Source organism: Nonomuraea sp. NPDC048882, assembly GCF_040649755.1.
GTDB lineage: Bacteria > Actinomycetota > Actinomycetes > Streptosporangiales > Streptosporangiaceae > Nonomuraea > Nonomuraea maheshkhaliensis.
This window is the reverse complement of sequence record NZ_JBEZGB010000006.1, coordinates 379,764-395,586: the sequence shown is the minus strand read 5'-3', so window position 1 is coordinate 395,586 and position 15,823 is coordinate 379,764. Positions and strand designations below refer to the sequence as shown.

The following is a 15,823-nucleotide window of genomic DNA, read 5'->3' as shown; positions in this document are numbered from 1 at the left end:
TCCTTCGGGAATCGCCGTCCCGAACATATTACCGAGAGCTGCCATTAGATTACTTTGGGTTGGCAATTCCTCCTGATTCGTGGGTAAGGAGCCACTCTTTTACCGGTACGCCGTAGTAATAGCCGCCGTACCCGCCGCTGCTGGGCAGGACGCGGTGGCAGGGGACGAAGGGGGCGATCAGGTTCTGGGAGCAGGCCGAGCCCGCCGCTCTGGCGGCCGTCTTCGGCAGGCCGGCTCGTTCGGCCAGTTCGCCGTACGAGACCGTCGTGCCCGGCTTGACCTCGCGCAACGCCGCGTGCAGGCGGCGGCGGGTCGGGGTGCCGGGCTGGGAGACCGGGACGGCGTCCAGGGCGGTCAGGTCTCCCGCCAGGTACGCGCGTACGGCCTCCGAGGCTGGTCCGAGGTCGTCCACGACCTCCAAGCCCTCCGCCTGGAGCTCAGGGGTGAGGCGGCCGAACATCTGCTCGGGGTCGGCGGTGAAGCCGGCCGCGACCAGCACACCCTCGCGGGACAGCAGGGCCAGCGGCCCCGCCGGCGTCGGTACGAGCTGGGCAGCGATCATGAGGAGCTCCAGAGATGCAGGGCGGCGTACGCGCGCCACGGGCGCCACCGTTCGATGTGGTCGTGCGGGATGCCCAGGGCGGCCATGCGCTTGACGAGCACCAGGTCTCCCGTGGGCCACGCGTCGGGGTCGCGCAGCGCGCGGAGCGCGATGTAGCCGGCCGTCCACGGGCCGATGCCGCGCACCTCCAGCAGCCCCGCCACCGCCTCCGCCGGGTCCTGGCCGCCGTCCAGGTCGATCCGGCCCTCGGTGAGGTGGGCGGACAGCTCCTTGAGCGTGGCGATCCTGCGGTTGGTCAGGCCGAGCCCGGTCAGGTCGGTCTCCATGAGGTGGGTGGGAGCGGGGAAGAGCCCGCCGGGTGCGGCGGCGCGGGCGACGATGCGGCCGAGCAGCGTACGGGCGCCGGCCACCGAGATCTGCTGGCCGACGACCGCGCGTACGGCCAGCTCGAACCCGTCGAACGTACCCGGCACCCGCAGCCCAGGCCGCGCCGCGACCAGCGGGGCGAGCGAGGTCTGGCCGAGCACCTCCGAGATCGCCTCGGGATCGGCGTCCAGGTCGAGCAGCCGGCGGCAGCGGGCCACGACGCGGGCGAGCAGCCGGGTGTCCTCGACCGCCACGTCCAGGGCGATGTGGTCCGGCCGGGGACTGAGGGTGATCGTCCCGCCTGGTACGGCTCTCGTGTACGACTTCGGCTCCGCCACCTCAAGTCCGGGAATCGCCCGGGAGGCCAGGAACGCGAAGATCCCGTCCACGTCGTACGGCTCCCGCCGGTTCAGCCGCAGCCGGAGCGTGACGGGGCCGGCCGGCAGTGCCGCAGGACCGGGGGATTCTGCTGTGGCGGCCTCAGGAAGGCTCTCCGAGGCTCGGATGGGCAGGTCGGCCACCAATGGGTGGGCGCGTGGTGTGGCGGCCGTGGGGATGTTTCCGGCCGTCCGCGAGCCGGTCGTGCTGTCGGCTGTGCGCGAGCCGGTCGTGCTGCCGGTCGTCCGGGAGGCGGTTGTGCTGCCGGTTGTCCGGAGTCCGGCTGTGCTTCTGGCCGTCCGGGGGCCCGACGTGGCGCGCAGTTCGCTGGGCGTGAAGCCGTACGTTTCCCGCATCGTCGCGTTGAACTGCCGTACGCTGCCGAACCCCGCCGCGAACGCCACCTCCGTCACCGGCAGTGCCGTCTCCGTCAGGAGCTGCTTGGCCAGCAGCAGCCGCTTCGTGCGCGCCACCGCCAGCGGCCCGACGCCCAGCTCGGCCACGAACAGCCGGTGCAGGTGGCGTTCGGTGATGTGCAGCCGCCTGGCCAGCCCGGCGATGCCCTGCTCGTCGGCGTCGCCGTCGTCGATGAGGCGCAGCGCCCGTCCGATGAGGTCGCCGCGCAGGTCCCAGCCGGGGTCACCGGGCGACAGCTCGGGGCGGCAGCGCTTGCACGGGCGGAACCCGGCCGCCTCGGCGGAGGCCGCGTGCCGGTAGAAGCGCACGTTACGGGACGCGGGCGTACGGGCGGGGCAGATCGGGCGGCAGTAGATACGGGTGGTCGTCACCGCGGTGTAGAAACGACCGTCGAACCGGGAGTCCCTGGCGGAGACGGCCCGGTAACAGGAGTCGAAGTCGAGCTCTGTGGGCGACATGTTTCCGACAGTATGCGCTTCCCGGAGGTACCGACTGGCGGAAATCGGACGTCACCGCCCAGACCTTGGAACCCCGGACGACGCCCGGCTCAGCCCCGCCGACGACAGCCGGTCCAGGGCCGCACGACGGCCGGCTCAGGGTCGCACGACGGCCGGCTCAGGAGGCGCCACGACGGCCGGGCTCAGGGCCGCCCGACCCTGGCCGGGCGCCGTGGGTCACGGCGCCGGCCGCACGTCGCGGGTCACTTCGACGAGACCCCCACCCCCAGGTCGAACTCCCGGTAGACCCGAGCCCAGAACCCGTCACGCAGCCACACCCGAGCCTCGGGATAGGGCCGCAGCGAGTGCCCCAGCTCCTTCTCGGCCTCGATCAGCAGCTCGGTGTCGATGACGGTCGGCAGGATCGGGCCGGGCAGCAGGTCGCGGATGTTGTCGCGGCCACGGGTGAGGATCCACTTCTGGGCCACGTGCTCGCCGACGTCCTCGACGCGCGGCCGGCTGGGCCCGAGCTTGGCGACCTGGCCGGGTTTGGCGTGCGGCTTGACGGGCGCGCGGCCGGCGAAGACCTGCGCGGGCGAGGGCGCGGCGGCGGGTGGGGTGACGGGGACGGGTTGCGGCGCACGGCTGAAAAAGGGCCTTAGGAAATCAGCGGAGATCACTTCGACGGTGTCGGACTCCCACACGAGGCGTTCGGCCTGGTTGGTGCCGTAAGGAGGTTCGACGCCCCAAAGATGGATGCGCACGCCGTACGCCTGCGCCGCCTCGACCGCCGGAACCATGTCCTCATCGCCCGCCAGCAGGATCGTGTCGGTGACCGCGTGGTGCCTGGCCAGCGCCTCCAGATCGCTCCTGATCTGCGCGTCCACGCCTTTCTGCTGGCCACGGGCGTTCAGGTTGCCGAGGCGCACCTTGACCCAGGGAAGCTGGGCGATCACCCGCTGGTCGACGGTCGGCACTCGGTCACGGGCGGCGTCATACCAATAGATCCGCAGAAGTTCGCCAGATATACGTTCCTCTGCATGTTTCTGTAGACTCTGGATGAGCTCATCGGCGGCCACCCGATATTCCTTGCGTTCCTTCGCACCGAGCAGCACTTCACCCGCCGCCGCGTAGAGATAACCGACATCCACTAGGACGGCGTACTTGGCTGCCACAGGATGCGGCATGAGGTCTGGGATGGCCATGTCGTCCTCCAGGCCGCGGTGTTAGTTGATCGGCTGACTATATACGCCTACTTTCTCTAGATAGTCCCAACTCCCGGGGAACTTGACACCCGATTCGCAGGATCTATCTAGGGTAGAGCGCTCATCCGCCATGCCGACTTCCCTGGCACGACAGGCTTACGCATACCTCTAGCCGGGTTTCGCCACGTATGTCTTCGGGGGGTGGCGGGAGGCTCGGGCGCGGCGGGTCTCGTCGCGAGGACGGCGATCAGTGCGGCGATCTCCTCGGGCGTGGCGTCGCCGCGGACAATGCGCAGATGTGGCGTCACAGCGGGATGTTCCCATGCTTCTTGGGGGGCAGCGTGGCCCGCTTGTTCCGTAGCGCGCGCAGCGCCCTGACCACCTGGGGCCGGGTCTCGGACGGCCGGATCACCGCGTCCACGTAGCCGCGCTCCGCCGCGATGTACGGATTCGCCAGCGTGTCCTCGTACTCGGTGACGAGTCTTGCCCGCTCGGCGTCGGGGTCGTCGGAGGCGGCCAGTTCGCGCCGGTAGAGGATGTTGACCGCGCCCTGCGCGCCCATGACCGCGATCTGCGCGGTGGGCCAGGCCAGGTTGACGTCCGCGCCGAGGTGCTTGGAGCCCATGACGTCGTACGCGCCGCCGTACGCCTTACGAGTGATCACGGTGATCAACGGGACGGTGGCCTCGGCGTACGCGTAAAGGATCTTGGCCCCGCGACGGATGATTCCGTTCCATTCCTGATCGGTGCCCGGCAGGAAACCCGGAACATCGACAAAAGTCAGGATTGGAATATTAAACGCATCACATGTTCGAATAAATCTGGCAGCCTTCTCGGATGCGTTGATATCCAGACATCCGGCGAAATGCATGGGCTGGTTGGCCACGACCCCCACCGGCTGGCCGTCCACCCGGCCGTACCCGACCACGATGTTCGGCGCGAACAGGGCGTGGACCTCCAGGAACTCCCCGTCGTCCAGCACGTGCTCGATCACCTGGTGCATGTCGTACGGCTGGTTGGCCGAGTCGGGGATCACCTCGTCGAGCTCGGGATCCGGCTCCAGATCCGCCGCCGCCTCGAACACCGGCGCCTCGTCCAGGTTGTTCGACGGCAGGTACGACAGCAGCGCCTTGACGTAGTCGAGCGCGTCCTGCTCGTCGGTGGCCTGGTAGTGGGCCACGCCCGACTTGGTGTTGTGCGCGTGCGCGCCGCCGAGCTCCTCGAACGTGACCTCCTCGCCGGTCACCGTCTTGATCACGTCGGGCCCCGTGATGAACATGTGGGACGTCTGGTCCACCATCACCACGAAGTCGGTCAGCGCGGGGGAGTAGACGTGGCCGCCGGCCGCGGCGCCCATGATGAGTGAGATCTGCGGGATCACGCCCGAGGCGTGCACGTTGCGCTTGAAGATCTCCGCGTACAGGCCGAGCGCGACCACGCCCTCCTGGATGCGGGCGCCGCCGCCCTCGTTGATGCCGATGATCGGGCAGCCGGTCTTGATCGCCAGGTCGAGCACCTTGACGATCTTCTCGCCGTACACCTCGCCGAGCGAGCCGCCGAAGACCGTGACGTCCTGGGAGAAGACGCATACCTGACGGCCGTCGATCGTGCCGTGCCCGGTGATGACGCCGTCGCCGTAGGGGCGCCGCCGTTCGAGCCCGAACATCGTGGAACGGTGCCTGGCGAACTCGTCGAACTCCACGAACGAGCCCTCGTCCAGCAGCGCCAGCACCCGCTCCCTGGCCGTCATCTTGCCCCGGGCGTGCTGCTTGTCCACCGCGGCCGCCGAGCCCGCGTGCACGGCCTCGTCGAGTCTGCGTTCGAGGTCGGCGATCTTCCCTGCGGTGGTGTGGATATCCGGTTCTTCTGGCATCGCCTCGGCAGCGCTCATGCGCGCAAGGCTAGCCCCTCTGCCTAGAGTGGATCCATGACGGATGCCGTTCGCACCCATGGGCTGTTCAAGCGATACGGGCAGCAGATCGCCGTCGCGGAGGTGGACCTCGTCGTCCCCGCGGGCAGCTTCGCCGGGCTGGTCGGCCCCAACGGCGCGGGGAAGACGACCACGCTCAGCATGATCACCGGGCTGCTCCGGCCCGACGGGGGCTCGGCCGAGGTCGACGGCTTCCACGTGTGGCGCGACCCGGTCGAGGTCAAGGCCCGCATCGGCGTGCTGCCCGAGGGGCTGCGGCTGTTCGAACGGCTGTCGGGCCGCGAGCTGCTGCTCTACAACGGCAGGCTGCGCGGCATCCCCAAGGCCGAGGTCGAGCGGCGCGCGGGCGAACTGCTCGCCGTGATGGACCTGGCCGGCGCCGCCGACAAGCTCGTCATCGACTACTCCACCGGCATGCGCAAGAAGATCGGCCTGGCCGCCGCGCTGCTGCACAACCCGTCCGTGCTCTTCCTCGACGAGCCGTTCGAGGGCGTCGACCCCGTCAGCGCCAACACGCTGACGGAGGTGCTGCGGCGCTTCACCGCCTCCGGCTCCACCGTCATCTTCTCCAGCCACGTCATGGACCTGGTCGAGCGGCTGTGCGACTGGGTGTCGGTGATGAGCGCGGGCCAGATCGTGGCGCAGGGCCCGTTAGCGGACGTACGCGGCGGGCGCAGCCTCAACCAGGCGTTCCTTGAGCTGGTCGGCGGCTCGCCCCAAGACGGCGAGACGGGCCTGACCTGGCTCGGCGCCAAGCCGCAGGCATGAGCGGCCCGCGACGGGAGGCGGCACGATGACCACGGTGACGCTCTTCGCCCGGCTCAAGCTGCGCCTGCTGGCCGGCAACCTGCGCGGAGACCTGCAGCGCAAGCTCGGCTTCATCTTCACCCTCGTGGCCGCGACCTTCCTGGCCGCGCTCGGCTTCTTCCTCATGAGCCTGCTGCGCTTCGCGCCGCCCGACATCTCCTCCTCGCTGACCATCGTCGCCTTCACGGCCTTCCTCGTCGGCTGGATGATCGTGCCGCTGCTCGTGTTCGGCCTGGACGACACGCTCGACCCGGCGAAGCTGGCGCTGTTCCCGCTGCGTACGGGCCGGATGGCGGTCGGCATGTTCACCGCGTCCGTCACCGGCGTGTGGCCGGCGGGCATGCTGATCGTCACGTTCGGCGCCCTGGTGGGGCTGGCGTCGAGCGCCGGTGGCTGGCTGCTGGGGGTGCCGGCCGTGCTGGTGCAGTTCGCGCTCTGCGTGGTGGCGTCCCGGCTGATCACCACGTCGCTGTCGAGCGCGCTGCGCACCCGGCGCGGCCGTGACGTGCTGGCCGTGGCCGCGCTGCTCTTCGTGGTGCTCTCGCAACTGCCCAACCTGGTGATGAACGCCGGGTTCGGCGACCCGGCGGCCATGCTGCACCGGATGGCGGACGTGCTGCGGTGGACCCCGTCCGGGATGATGGCCCACGCCATCGCGGACGGCGGCCTCGTGGGCCTGGCCGAGATCGTGTTCGTGGCGCTGCTCGTGGCCGTGCTGGCCTGGCTGTGGATCAAGGCGCTGAACCGGGCGCTGGTCACGCCCGACGCCTCCACCCAGGCCGCCTCCGTACGCAGGGAGCTGGGCCTGATCGACCGGATCCTGCCGGACGGGCCGCTGGCGGCGGTGGTGACGAAGGAGCTGAAGTACATCAGGCGCGAGCCCCGCTCCCGCGTGGGCTGGTTCAGCGCCGCGGTGGTCACGGTCGTGCTGGCCTTCTCGATGCGGAACCTCGGGGCCGGGGCCGGGCTGCCCGTCCTCCTGACGTCCGCGGGCGCGCTGATGATCGCGTTGCAGGCGGGCAACATCTTCGGCATCGACGGCCGCTCCCTGTGGATGAACGCCGTCGTCTTCGGCAGCGAGCGTGGCCTGATCACCGACCTGGCCGGGCGGCACCTGGCCAACGCGCTGCTCGCCGTGCCGCTGCTGACCGTGATGGGCGTGGCCGCCGGGCTGCTCACCGGCAATCCCGGCTCGATCGTGCCGGCGGTGATGGCCGGGTGGGGCGCGCTCGGGATCGGGCTCGGGGTCGGCTCCGTGACGAGCGTGGTGCTCCCGTACACGCTGCCCGAGCGGATGAACGCCTTCAGCGGCGCCGCGCCGGGCCAGGGTGGCGTGGCCGCCGCCTCCGCGCTGGGGGCCACGGCCGGTATCGCGCTGCTGACGCTGCCGTTCGTGGTGCCGCTGCTGTTCGGGCTCTACTGGGTGTGCGTGGTGGCGCCGTTCTACGGCCTGCTGGCCGAGACAATGGGCCGCCGCCTGGCCGCCAAGATCGGCTTCCCCCGTACGCCCGAGCTGCTCGCGGCCATCTCGAAGCCCACCTGACCAGTGGTCTAGTCCAATACCTGAGACCGGTCTACGGCGCCGAGAAGCGACTGGATACCCTTCGAAACATGATTGACCAGGGGCTCGAGCGTCGCAGTGCCGCCGTAACCGAGATGCCGGACGAGCTACGCCACGATGTGCGGCTGCTCGGCAAACTGCTCGGCCAGGTGCTGGCCGAGCAGGGCGGCGACGACCTGCTGGCCGACGTCGAACGACTGCGCAAGGCCGTCATCGCCGCGCGCAGGGGTGAGATCTCGGCCGACGTGATCACCGAAATGGTCGCCGGATGGGAGATCGAGCGGGCCGTGGCCGTGGCCCGCGCGTTCACGTGCTACTTCCACCTGGCCAACCTCGCCGAGGAGCACTACCGCATCCGCACGCTGCGCGAACGGGACGCCGAGGGCAGGGTGCAGCGCGAGTCGCTCGCGCACGCCGTGCAGGAGCTGGGCCACGAGCGCGTCGAAGAGCTGCTGCAGGGCCTGGAGCTGCATCCGGTGCTCACGGCGCATCCCACGGAGGCGCGCAGGCGCGCCGTCGTCACCGCCATCCAGCGGATCAGCGGCCAGCTGACCGAGTACAACACCCCCGGACGCGGGGCCTCCGAGCGCGCCGAGAACAGGCGGCGCATGCTGGAGGAGATCGACCTGCTGTGGCGTACGGCCCAGCTCCGCTCGACCAAGCTGGACCCGCTCGACGAGGTCCGCACGGCGATGGCCGCCTTCGACGAGACGCTGTTCCGCATGGTGCCGCAGGTCTACCGCGCGCTGGACGCCGCGCTCGACGAGGGCACCGGCACCCGGCCGCCGCTGGCCAGGCCCTTCATCCGCTACGGGAGCTGGATCGGCGGTGACCGCGACGGTAACCCCAACGTCACCTCCAGGGTCACCCGCGAGACGATCCAGATCCAGTCCGAGCACGTGCTGACCGCCCTGGAGACGGCCTGCACCCGCATCGCCCGCACGCTCACCGCCTCCGCCCAGTTCGCGCCCAGCTCGCCCGAGCTGGCCGGGGCGCTGGCGGCGGCCGTGGACGCCCATCCCGACGTGGTCTCCGAGCTGGCCACCCGCTCGCCGCGCGAGCCGCACCGGCAGTGGCTGCTGTTCGTGGCCGCGCGCATCGCCGCGACCCGCCGCCGCGATCTCGACCTGGCCTACCGCTCGCCCGCCGAACTGCTGGCCGAGCTGCGGCTGGCCCAGGAGTCGCTGGCCGCGTCCGCGCCGCGGCAGGCGTACGGGGAGCTGCAGCACCTCATGTGGCAGGTGGAGACGTTCGGCTTCCACCTGGCCGAGCTGGAGGTGCGCCAGCACTCCCAGGTGCACGCGGCCGCCCTGGAGGAGCTGCGGGCCGGCGGCGAGCTGTCGGAGCGCACCGAGGAGGTCCTGGCCACGATCCGGGTGATCGGCTGGATCCAGGAGCGCTTCGGCGTCACGGCCTGCTCCCGCTACGTGGTCTCCTTCACCCGCTCCGCCGACGACATCGCGGCCGTCTACGAGCTGGCCCGGCGCGCCCTCGGCGAGCGGGCCCCGACGCTCGACGTGGTGCCGCTCTTCGAGTCGGGCCAGGACCTGGCCAATTCGCCGGCCGTGCTGACCGGCATGCTCGACATCCCCGAGATCCAGCGGCGCCTGGCCGACACCGGCCGGCGCATGGAGATCATGCTCGGCTACTCCGACTCGGCCAAGGAGCTCGGCCCGGCGGCGGCCACCCTGCGGCTGTACGAGGCGCAGGAGGAGCTGACCGCCTGGGCCGCCGAGCACGACGTCAAGCTGCGCATGTTCCACGGCAGGGGCGGCGCCCTGGGGCGGGGCGGCGGCCCGGCCAACCGCGCGGTACTCGCCCAGGCCCCCGGCTCGGTCGCCGGCCGGTTCAAGGTCACCGAGCAGGGCGAGGTCATCTTCGCCCGCTACGGTCACATCGCCATCGCCCGCAGGCACCTGGAGCAGGTGGCCAACGCCGTGTTGCTGGCCTCCTCGCCCACGGTCGGCGCCCGTACCGCGACGGCGGCTGAGCGTTTCCGCGGCCTGGCCGAGCGGGTGGCCGGGGCCTCGGAGGAGGCGTACCGGGCGCTGACCGAGGCGCCTGGCTTCCCCGAGTGGTTCGGCCTGGTCAGCCCGCTGGAGGAGATCGGCACCCTGCGGCTCGGCTCCCGCCCGGCCCGCCGCGGCCTGGGCGCGCCCCGCTCCCTCGACGACCTGCGGGCCATCCCCTGGGTCTTCGCCTGGGCCCAGACCCGGGTCAACCTGCCCGGCTGGTACGGCCTGGGCACCGGCCTGGCCTCGGTCGGCTCGCTGGAGGAGCTGCGGGCGGCGTACGCGGAATGGCCGCTGTTCAACGTGATGCTGGACAACGCGGAGATGTCGCTGGCCAAGACCGACCGCTCGATCGCCAAGCGCTATCTGGCCCTGGGCGGCAGGGAGGACTTCGCCCGCCAGGTGCTGGAGGAGTACGACCGCACCCGCGACCTGGTGCTCAAGGTCACGGGCCACACCCGGCTGCTGGAGAACCGCAAGGTGCTCTCGCGGGCCGTCCAGCTCCGCGACCCGTACGTGGACGCGCTCTCGCACCTCCAGCTCCGGGCCCTGCGCGCGCTGCGGACCGAGGACCTGTCGGAGCGGGAGCGCGACCGCATGTCCACGCTCCTGCTCCTGTCGGTCAACGGGGTGGCGGCGGGGCTGCAGAACACCGGCTGACCCCGCAAGGGCGGCGGCCCGTGGCGCTCTCCGCCACGGGCCGCGCTCAGCGCACACTGCCGAAGAAGGCGATGACGTCGGAGGTCAGCGCCTCGGTGGCGGTGTGGGCGGTGTAGTGGCCGTGGGCCGGGGCGGGCAGGGTCTTCCAGGAGACGATGTTCGCGTGGTCGCGCTCGGCGAAGCGGCGGATCGACCTGAAGTCGCCCTCGGCCATGGCCAGCGCGGTCGGCGTGGTCGTGGGCTCCTTCGGCTGCTCGGCCCTGGCGTTCTCCCAGTACAGCCGCAGCGCCGAGCCGGCCGTGCCGGTGAACCAGTGGATGGCCGCGTTGAGGAGCACGAAGTCGTCGTCGAGGTCCTCGTCGAAGAGCTGGGCCAGCCAGCCCACGAGCCCGGCGGGGGAGTCGGCGATGGCGTGCGCGAGCGTCTGCGGCTGCTGTGACTGCAGCACGTTGAAGGCGCCCTTCTCCTTCCAGAACCAGTCGAGCACGGCCAGCCCGGCCTGGTCCTCCTCGCTCAGCTCCGCGAACTCGGCCGGGTCGCCCGACGGGAACGAGAACAGCTGGGTGACGTGCACGCCGACGACGCGCTCGGCGTCGATCCTGGCGACCTCGGGGGAGATCATCGAGCCGGCGTCGTTGCCGACCGCGCCGTAACGCTCGTAGCCGAGCCGCGCCATCAGCTCGGCCCACGCCCTGGCGATGCGCTGGTTGTTCCAGCCCAGCTCCCGCGTCGGCCCGGAGAACCCGTAGCCGGGCAGCGACGGGATGACCAGGTGGAAGTGGCGCGACAGCGGCTCGACGGCGTCGAGGTATTCGGCGATCGAGCCGGGCCAGCCGTGGGTGAGGATCAGCGGGAGCGCGTCGGGGTTATCGGAGCGTACGTGGATGAAGTGGATGTTCTGCCCGTCGATCTCGGTGGTGAACTGCGGGAAGGCGTTGATCCTGGCCTCCTGCGCCCGCCAGTCGAACCCGTCGCGCCAGTGGCCGATCAGGCGCTTGACCCGCTCGACGGCGACGCCCTGCTCGGCGCCGGGGATCTCGTCGGTGAAGCGGGTGAGCGCGAGGCGGGCCTGGAGGTCGTCGAGCTCGGACTGCGGGATCTCGACGCGGAAGGAGGTGATGGCGCTCATGGGGAGCCTCCGGATAGTCGTGGATCGGAACGCTTTGTTCTGATCTCAGAATAGCAGAACGGAATGCTTTATTCCACACTTTTCTCGGACGGAGATCTGTCCGGCCCGTCCTGCCTGGTAGGCGTCGTCCTGAGAGGTCAGGCCATCCGCGAAGATGGGAGGATGCCCGACTCGCGATACTCCGACCTCGACCGTCCGCCACTCTCGCAGACGTCCCTCAACCGGGCCCTGGTCCGCCCCGGCTCGCTGTGGACCGGTGTCACCGTCGTCGAGAGCACCGGCTCCACCAACGCCGACCTGGCCAGGGCCGCCAGGAGCGGCGCCCCCGCCGGGACGGTGCTGGTGGCCGAGGTCCAGGAGTCGGGCCGGGGCCGCCTGGGCCGCGCCTGGTCGGCGCCGCCCCGCTCGGGGCTGACCTTCTCCGTGCTGCTCAGGCCGCAGACGCCGATCGCCGCGCAGGGCTGGCTGTCCCTCCTGTACGGCGTCTCCGCCGCCTCGGCGATCCGCCGCCTGGCCGAGGTGGACGTGGGCCTCAAGTGGCCCAACGACCTGCTGATCGGCGAGCGCAAGCTGGCGGGCATCCTGGCCGAGCGGGCCGACGACGCCGTCGTCATCGGCATGGGGCTCAACGTGACGCTGAGGAAGGACGAGCTCCCGGTCGAGACCGCCACGTCGCTGGCCATCGAGCAGGCTTCCTGCCTCGACCGCGACCCGCTGCTGCGGGCCGTGCTGAGAGAGCTGGAGAGCCACTACCGCGACTGGACGGAGGCCGGCGGCGACGCGGACGCGTCCGGGCTGCGCCCCGCCTACCTGGCCTCCAGCGCCACGGTCGGGCGGCTGGTCCGGGTGGAGCTGCCGGGAGACCGGTCGCTGACGGGGCTCGCCGCCGGGATCGACGCCTCCGGGCATCTCCAGGTCGAGGCGGGCGGCGAGCGCCACACGCTGAGCGCCGGCGACGTGGTGCACGTCCGCCCGGCCGACCTGTAGCCCGTCCCCGCCGGTCGCAGCCGGTCGCCGCCGATCGCCGGAGGGTCGTCCGGTTGTGTCGTCGGCATAGCAGGCGGGCCGGGTTGATGGCACGATTTGGGCCATGACCATTCCCGACCACCATCTGACGCAGGGTGAGCGGCGCGTCCGATCCTTCCACCCCCACTGGAAGCGACTGATCGTCCCCTTCATCGCGCTGCTTCTCATCGCCCTCGCCTCCGGTGCGGCGCTCTACTTCATCCCCGGCGACTTCGAGTACGCCTTCTACGCCAGGATCGCCGTCGTCGTCGTCGGGCTCATCCTGCTCACGATCTGGTCGTTCGTCCCCTATCTGCGGTGGAAGAACACCGGCTACGTGCTCACCACCCACCGCTTCACGATCAGCACGGGCGTGCTCAACAAGTCGACCGACGAGATCCCGATCACCAAGGTCAACACGGTGAGCTCCGACCAGACCTTCGCCGAGCGCCTGCTGGGCTGCGGCACGCTGACCGTCGAGTCGGCCGGTGACCGGGGCGAGATCGTGCTGCGCGACATCCCGCGCATCCAGGACGTCAGGACCGACCTGTTCCGGCTTGTGGAGGACGCCTCGGACGGCGAGCTCGATGGGCGCTGACCCGTCCGGCCGCAGGTGAGCGAGGCGCGCCCCGGCCGCCCGAGCGCCGAGGAGATCGAACGCCTGCTGCTCGGCCAGGCGCCCCGCTACACGCGGGCGGAGGTGGCCGCGGCGAGCGGGGTGCCGCAGCCGCTGGCCGAGCGCATCTGGCGGGCGCTCGGCTTCGCGCAGCGGGCGGACGACGCGGTCGCGTTCACCGAGGGCGACGCCGACGCGCTGCGCCGGGTGCGCAGCATGCTCGACGGCGGCCTGCTCGACGAGCAGACGCTGATCCGGATGGCCCGCGCCCTCGGCCAGACCACGGCCAGGCTGGCGCAGTGGCAGGCCGAGATCATGATGGGCACGATGATGCCGGAGCCGTCGGTGGATGCCGAGCCGTCGGCGGATGCGGATCTGGATCGGGTGCTCGACACCGCCCAGCGGCTGATGCCCGACTTCGAGCGCGTGCTCGTCCACGTGTGGCGGGCCCAGCTGGCCGCCGCCGGCACCCGGCTGCTGGCCATCGCCGACGTCACCGACGAGCTGGCGCCGGCCAGGGTGCCGATGGCGGTGGGCTTCGCCGACCTGGTCTCGTTCACCAGACGCAGCCGCGAGCTGGACGAGAAGGCGCTGGCCGAGCTGGTCGAGGGCTTCGAGTCGCGGGCCTCCGACGTGGTGGCCACGCACGGAGCCAGGCTGGTCAAGACGCTGGGCGACGAGGTGCTGTTCACGGCGCCGACCCCGGCGCAGGCGGCGGCCGTCGCGCTCGACCTGACCGGCACGGACGAACTGCGCATCGGCCTGGCCTACGGCCCCGTCGTGCCGCTGATGGGCGACGTCTTCGGCACGACCGTCAACCTGGCGGCCAGGCTCACCGCCATCGCCAGGCCCGGCACCATCCTGGTGGACGCGGCCCTGGCCGAGGCCCTGACCGGCGAGGACGGCTGCGAACTACGCAAGATCCGGCACCGTCCGGCCAGAGGACTCGGCGTGGTCCAGCCGTATGTCTTGCGGAGATCATCCCTCTGACACAAGATGGCTGGCATGCCGTACGAAGTGCAGGGCGTGGTCGCCCGGGGCAAGGGCCAGGAAGTATCGCTCGAGACGGTGATCGTGCCCGATCCCGGTCCGGGCGAGGCGGTCGTCGATGTGCAGGCCTGCGGGGTCTGCCACACCGACCTCCACTACCGCGAGGGCGGGATCAGCGACGACTATCCGTTCCTGCTGGGCCATGAGGCGGCGGGCGTGGTCGAGGCGGTCGGCCCAGGCGTCACCGAGGTCGAGCCCGGCGACTTCGTGATCCTCAACTGGCGCGCGGTGTGCGGCCAGTGCCGGGCCTGCCTGCGCGGCCGCCCGTGGTACTGCTTCGCCACTCACAACGCCAAGCAGAAGATGACGCTCAAGGACGGCACCGAGCTGTCGCCCGCGCTCGGCATCGGCGCGTTCCTGGACAAGACGCTCGTCGCGGCCGGCCAGTGCACGAAGGTCTCGGCCGAGGCTCCGGCCCAGGTGGCGGGGTTGCTCGGCTGCGGCGTGATGGCGGGGCTCGGCGCGGCGATCAACACCGGCGGGGTGACGCGCGGCGACAGCGTGGCGGTCATCGGCTGCGGCGGCGTCGGCGACGCGGCGATCCTCGGCTCCTCGCTGGCCGGGGCGAGCCGGATCATCGCGGTCGACGTCGACGATCGCAAGCTGGAGTGGGCCAAGGAGTTCGGCGCCACCCACACGGTCAACTCGCGCGAGAGCGACCCGGTCGAGGCCATCCGCGACCTGACCGGCGGCAACGGCGCCGACGTGGTGGTCGAGGCGGTGGGCCGGCCGGAGACGTACGAGCAGGCGTTCTACGCCCGTGACCTGGCCGGGACGGTCGTGCTGGTCGGCGTGCCGACCCCGGAGATGCGCATCGACCTGCCGCTGCTCGACGTGTTCGGCCGCGGCGGCGCGCTCAAGTCCTCCTGGTACGGCGACTGCCTGCCCAGCCGCGACTTCCCCATGCTCATCGACCTGTTCCTGCAGAACCGCCTGCCGCTCGACAAGTTCGTCTCCGAGACGATCGCGCTCGACGGGGTCGAGGAGGCGTTCGCGAAGATGCACCGCGGCGAGGTGCTGCGCTCGGTGGTGGTCTTCTGATGATCGACCGGGTCATCACGAAGGGCACGTTCTCGCTGGACGGCGGCACGTGGGAGGTCGACAACAACGTCTGGCTGGTCGGCGACGCGCGTGAGGTGGTGGTCATCGACGCCGCCCACGACGCCGCGCCGATCGCCGAACGGGTGGGCGGCCGCGCGGTCAGGGCCATCGTCTGCACCCACGCCCACAACGACCACATCAACGCCGCCGCCGACCTGGCCCGGCTGACCGGGGCGCCGATCCGGCTGCACCCGGACGACCAGGTGCTGTGGGAGCAGGTGTACGGCCCCGAGGTGTCGTACGAGCCGCTGGCCGACGGCGAGAAGCTGGTGGCCGGCGGCACCGTGCTGGAGATCCTGCACACGCCGGGCCACTCGCCCGGGGCGGTCTGCGTGTCCGCGCCCGAGCTCGGGGTCCTGTTCAGCGGCGACACGCTGTTCAAGGGCGGGCCGGGGGCGACCGGGCGCTCCTACAGCTCGTTCGACACCATCGTCGACTCGATCAGGCAGCGGCTGCTGACCCTGCCGCCCGAGACGGTCGTCCACACCGGTCACGGCGACTCGACGTCCATCGGGGCCGAGGCTCCTCATCTGGAGGAATGGATCGCCAGGGGGCACTGACAGCCGGGGAAGGCGACTGTGACACAG

The 15,823-nt window shown here is 71.0% G+C and carries 14 protein-coding genes; 8 read left to right on the top strand and 6 right to left on the bottom strand.

What is annotated here, in order from left to right; translation table 11 throughout:
• Positions 1 to 49: 49 nt before the first annotated feature.
• The 5 genes from AB0C27_RS23660 to AB0C27_RS23640 all read right to left on the bottom strand — a co-directional run bounded on the left by AB0C27_RS23660 (position 50) and on the right by AB0C27_RS23640 (position 5,256).
• Positions 50 to 562: a methylated-DNA--[protein]-cysteine S-methyltransferase gene (locus tag AB0C27_RS23660; protein ID WP_357847417.1), complete on the bottom strand. Its 513-nt coding sequence runs from the start codon at positions 560 to 562 to the stop codon at positions 50 to 52.
• The gene (locus AB0C27_RS23655; protein ID WP_357847414.1) at positions 559 to 2,181 is read right to left on the bottom strand and encodes an AlkA N-terminal domain-containing protein; all 1,623 of its coding nucleotides are present in this window, start codon (positions 2,179 to 2,181) and stop codon (positions 559 to 561) included. Before AB0C27_RS23655 ends, AB0C27_RS23660 begins: the two co-directional genes overlap by 4 nt.
• Positions 2,182 to 2,423: 242 nt before the next feature.
• Complete coding sequence (locus AB0C27_RS23650; protein WP_125632505.1) at positions 2,424 to 3,365, bottom strand: NYN domain-containing protein; 942 nt, start codon at positions 3,363 to 3,365, stop codon at positions 2,424 to 2,426.
• Between the two features lie 107 nt (positions 3,366 to 3,472).
• A complete protein-coding gene (locus AB0C27_RS23645; RefSeq protein WP_357847411.1) occupies positions 3,473 to 3,673 on the bottom strand; it encodes an acyl-CoA carboxylase subunit epsilon in 201 nt (66 codons plus the stop codon).
• Positions 3,670 to 5,256, bottom strand: coding sequence for an acyl-CoA carboxylase subunit beta (locus AB0C27_RS23640; protein ID WP_357847408.1), 1,587 nt, complete (start codon positions 5,254 to 5,256; stop codon positions 3,670 to 3,672). The genes AB0C27_RS23645 and AB0C27_RS23640 overlap by 4 nt, the downstream gene beginning before the upstream one ends.
• A gap of 36 nt (positions 5,257 to 5,292) precedes the next feature.
• Here AB0C27_RS23640 and AB0C27_RS23635 point away from each other — a divergent pair, with 36 nt between their 5' ends.
• The 3 genes from AB0C27_RS23635 to AB0C27_RS23625 all read left to right on the top strand — a co-directional run bounded on the left by AB0C27_RS23635 (position 5,293) and on the right by AB0C27_RS23625 (position 10,335).
• Entirely contained in the window at positions 5,293 to 6,063 is a 771-nt protein-coding gene (locus AB0C27_RS23635; RefSeq protein ID WP_346112329.1) for an ABC transporter ATP-binding protein, read from the top strand.
• Between the two features lie 25 nt (positions 6,064 to 6,088).
• Positions 6,089 to 7,645, top strand: a complete 1,557-nt coding sequence (locus tag AB0C27_RS23630; protein ID WP_357847404.1) for a hypothetical protein — start codon at positions 6,089 to 6,091, stop codon at positions 7,643 to 7,645.
• 68 nt (positions 7,646 to 7,713) lie between these two features.
• Entirely contained in the window at positions 7,714 to 10,335 is a 2,622-nt protein-coding gene (locus AB0C27_RS23625; RefSeq protein ID WP_357847401.1) for a phosphoenolpyruvate carboxylase, read from the top strand.
• 46 nt (positions 10,336 to 10,381) lie between these two features.
• On the opposite strand, the gene AB0C27_RS23620 is transcribed toward AB0C27_RS23625, so the two are convergent.
• Positions 10,382 to 11,464 carry an epoxide hydrolase family protein gene (locus AB0C27_RS23620; protein WP_357847398.1) on the bottom strand — a complete coding sequence of 361 codons (1,083 nt, stop codon included), beginning with the start codon at positions 11,462 to 11,464 and terminating at the stop codon, positions 10,382 to 10,384.
• Between the two features lie 162 nt (positions 11,465 to 11,626).
• Between AB0C27_RS23620 and AB0C27_RS23615 the strand changes: the two genes are divergently transcribed.
• The 5 genes from AB0C27_RS23615 (at position 11,627) to AB0C27_RS23595 (ending at position 15,796) form a co-directional block, all read left to right on the top strand.
• Positions 11,627 to 12,451: a biotin--[acetyl-CoA-carboxylase] ligase gene (locus AB0C27_RS23615; RefSeq protein ID WP_357847394.1), complete on the top strand. Its 825-nt coding sequence runs from the start codon at positions 11,627 to 11,629 to the stop codon at positions 12,449 to 12,451.
• A gap of 103 nt (positions 12,452 to 12,554) precedes the next feature.
• Positions 12,555 to 13,067 (top strand): PH domain-containing protein, encoded by a 513-nt coding sequence (locus AB0C27_RS23610; RefSeq protein ID WP_357847390.1) that lies wholly within the window; start codon positions 12,555 to 12,557, stop codon positions 13,065 to 13,067.
• Between the two features lie 15 nt (positions 13,068 to 13,082).
• The gene (locus AB0C27_RS23605; protein WP_357847387.1) at positions 13,083 to 14,075 is read left to right on the top strand and encodes an adenylate/guanylate cyclase domain-containing protein; all 993 of its coding nucleotides are present in this window, start codon (positions 13,083 to 13,085) and stop codon (positions 14,073 to 14,075) included.
• A gap of 15 nt (positions 14,076 to 14,090) precedes the next feature.
• A complete protein-coding gene (locus AB0C27_RS23600; protein ID WP_357847384.1) occupies positions 14,091 to 15,176 on the top strand; it encodes an S-(hydroxymethyl)mycothiol dehydrogenase in 1,086 nt (361 codons plus the stop codon).
• Positions 15,176 to 15,796, top strand: coding sequence for an MBL fold metallo-hydrolase (locus AB0C27_RS23595; RefSeq protein WP_357847380.1), 621 nt, complete (start codon positions 15,176 to 15,178; stop codon positions 15,794 to 15,796). The genes AB0C27_RS23600 and AB0C27_RS23595 overlap by 1 nt, the downstream gene beginning before the upstream one ends.
• The last annotated feature ends 27 nt before the right edge of the window (positions 15,797 to 15,823 follow it).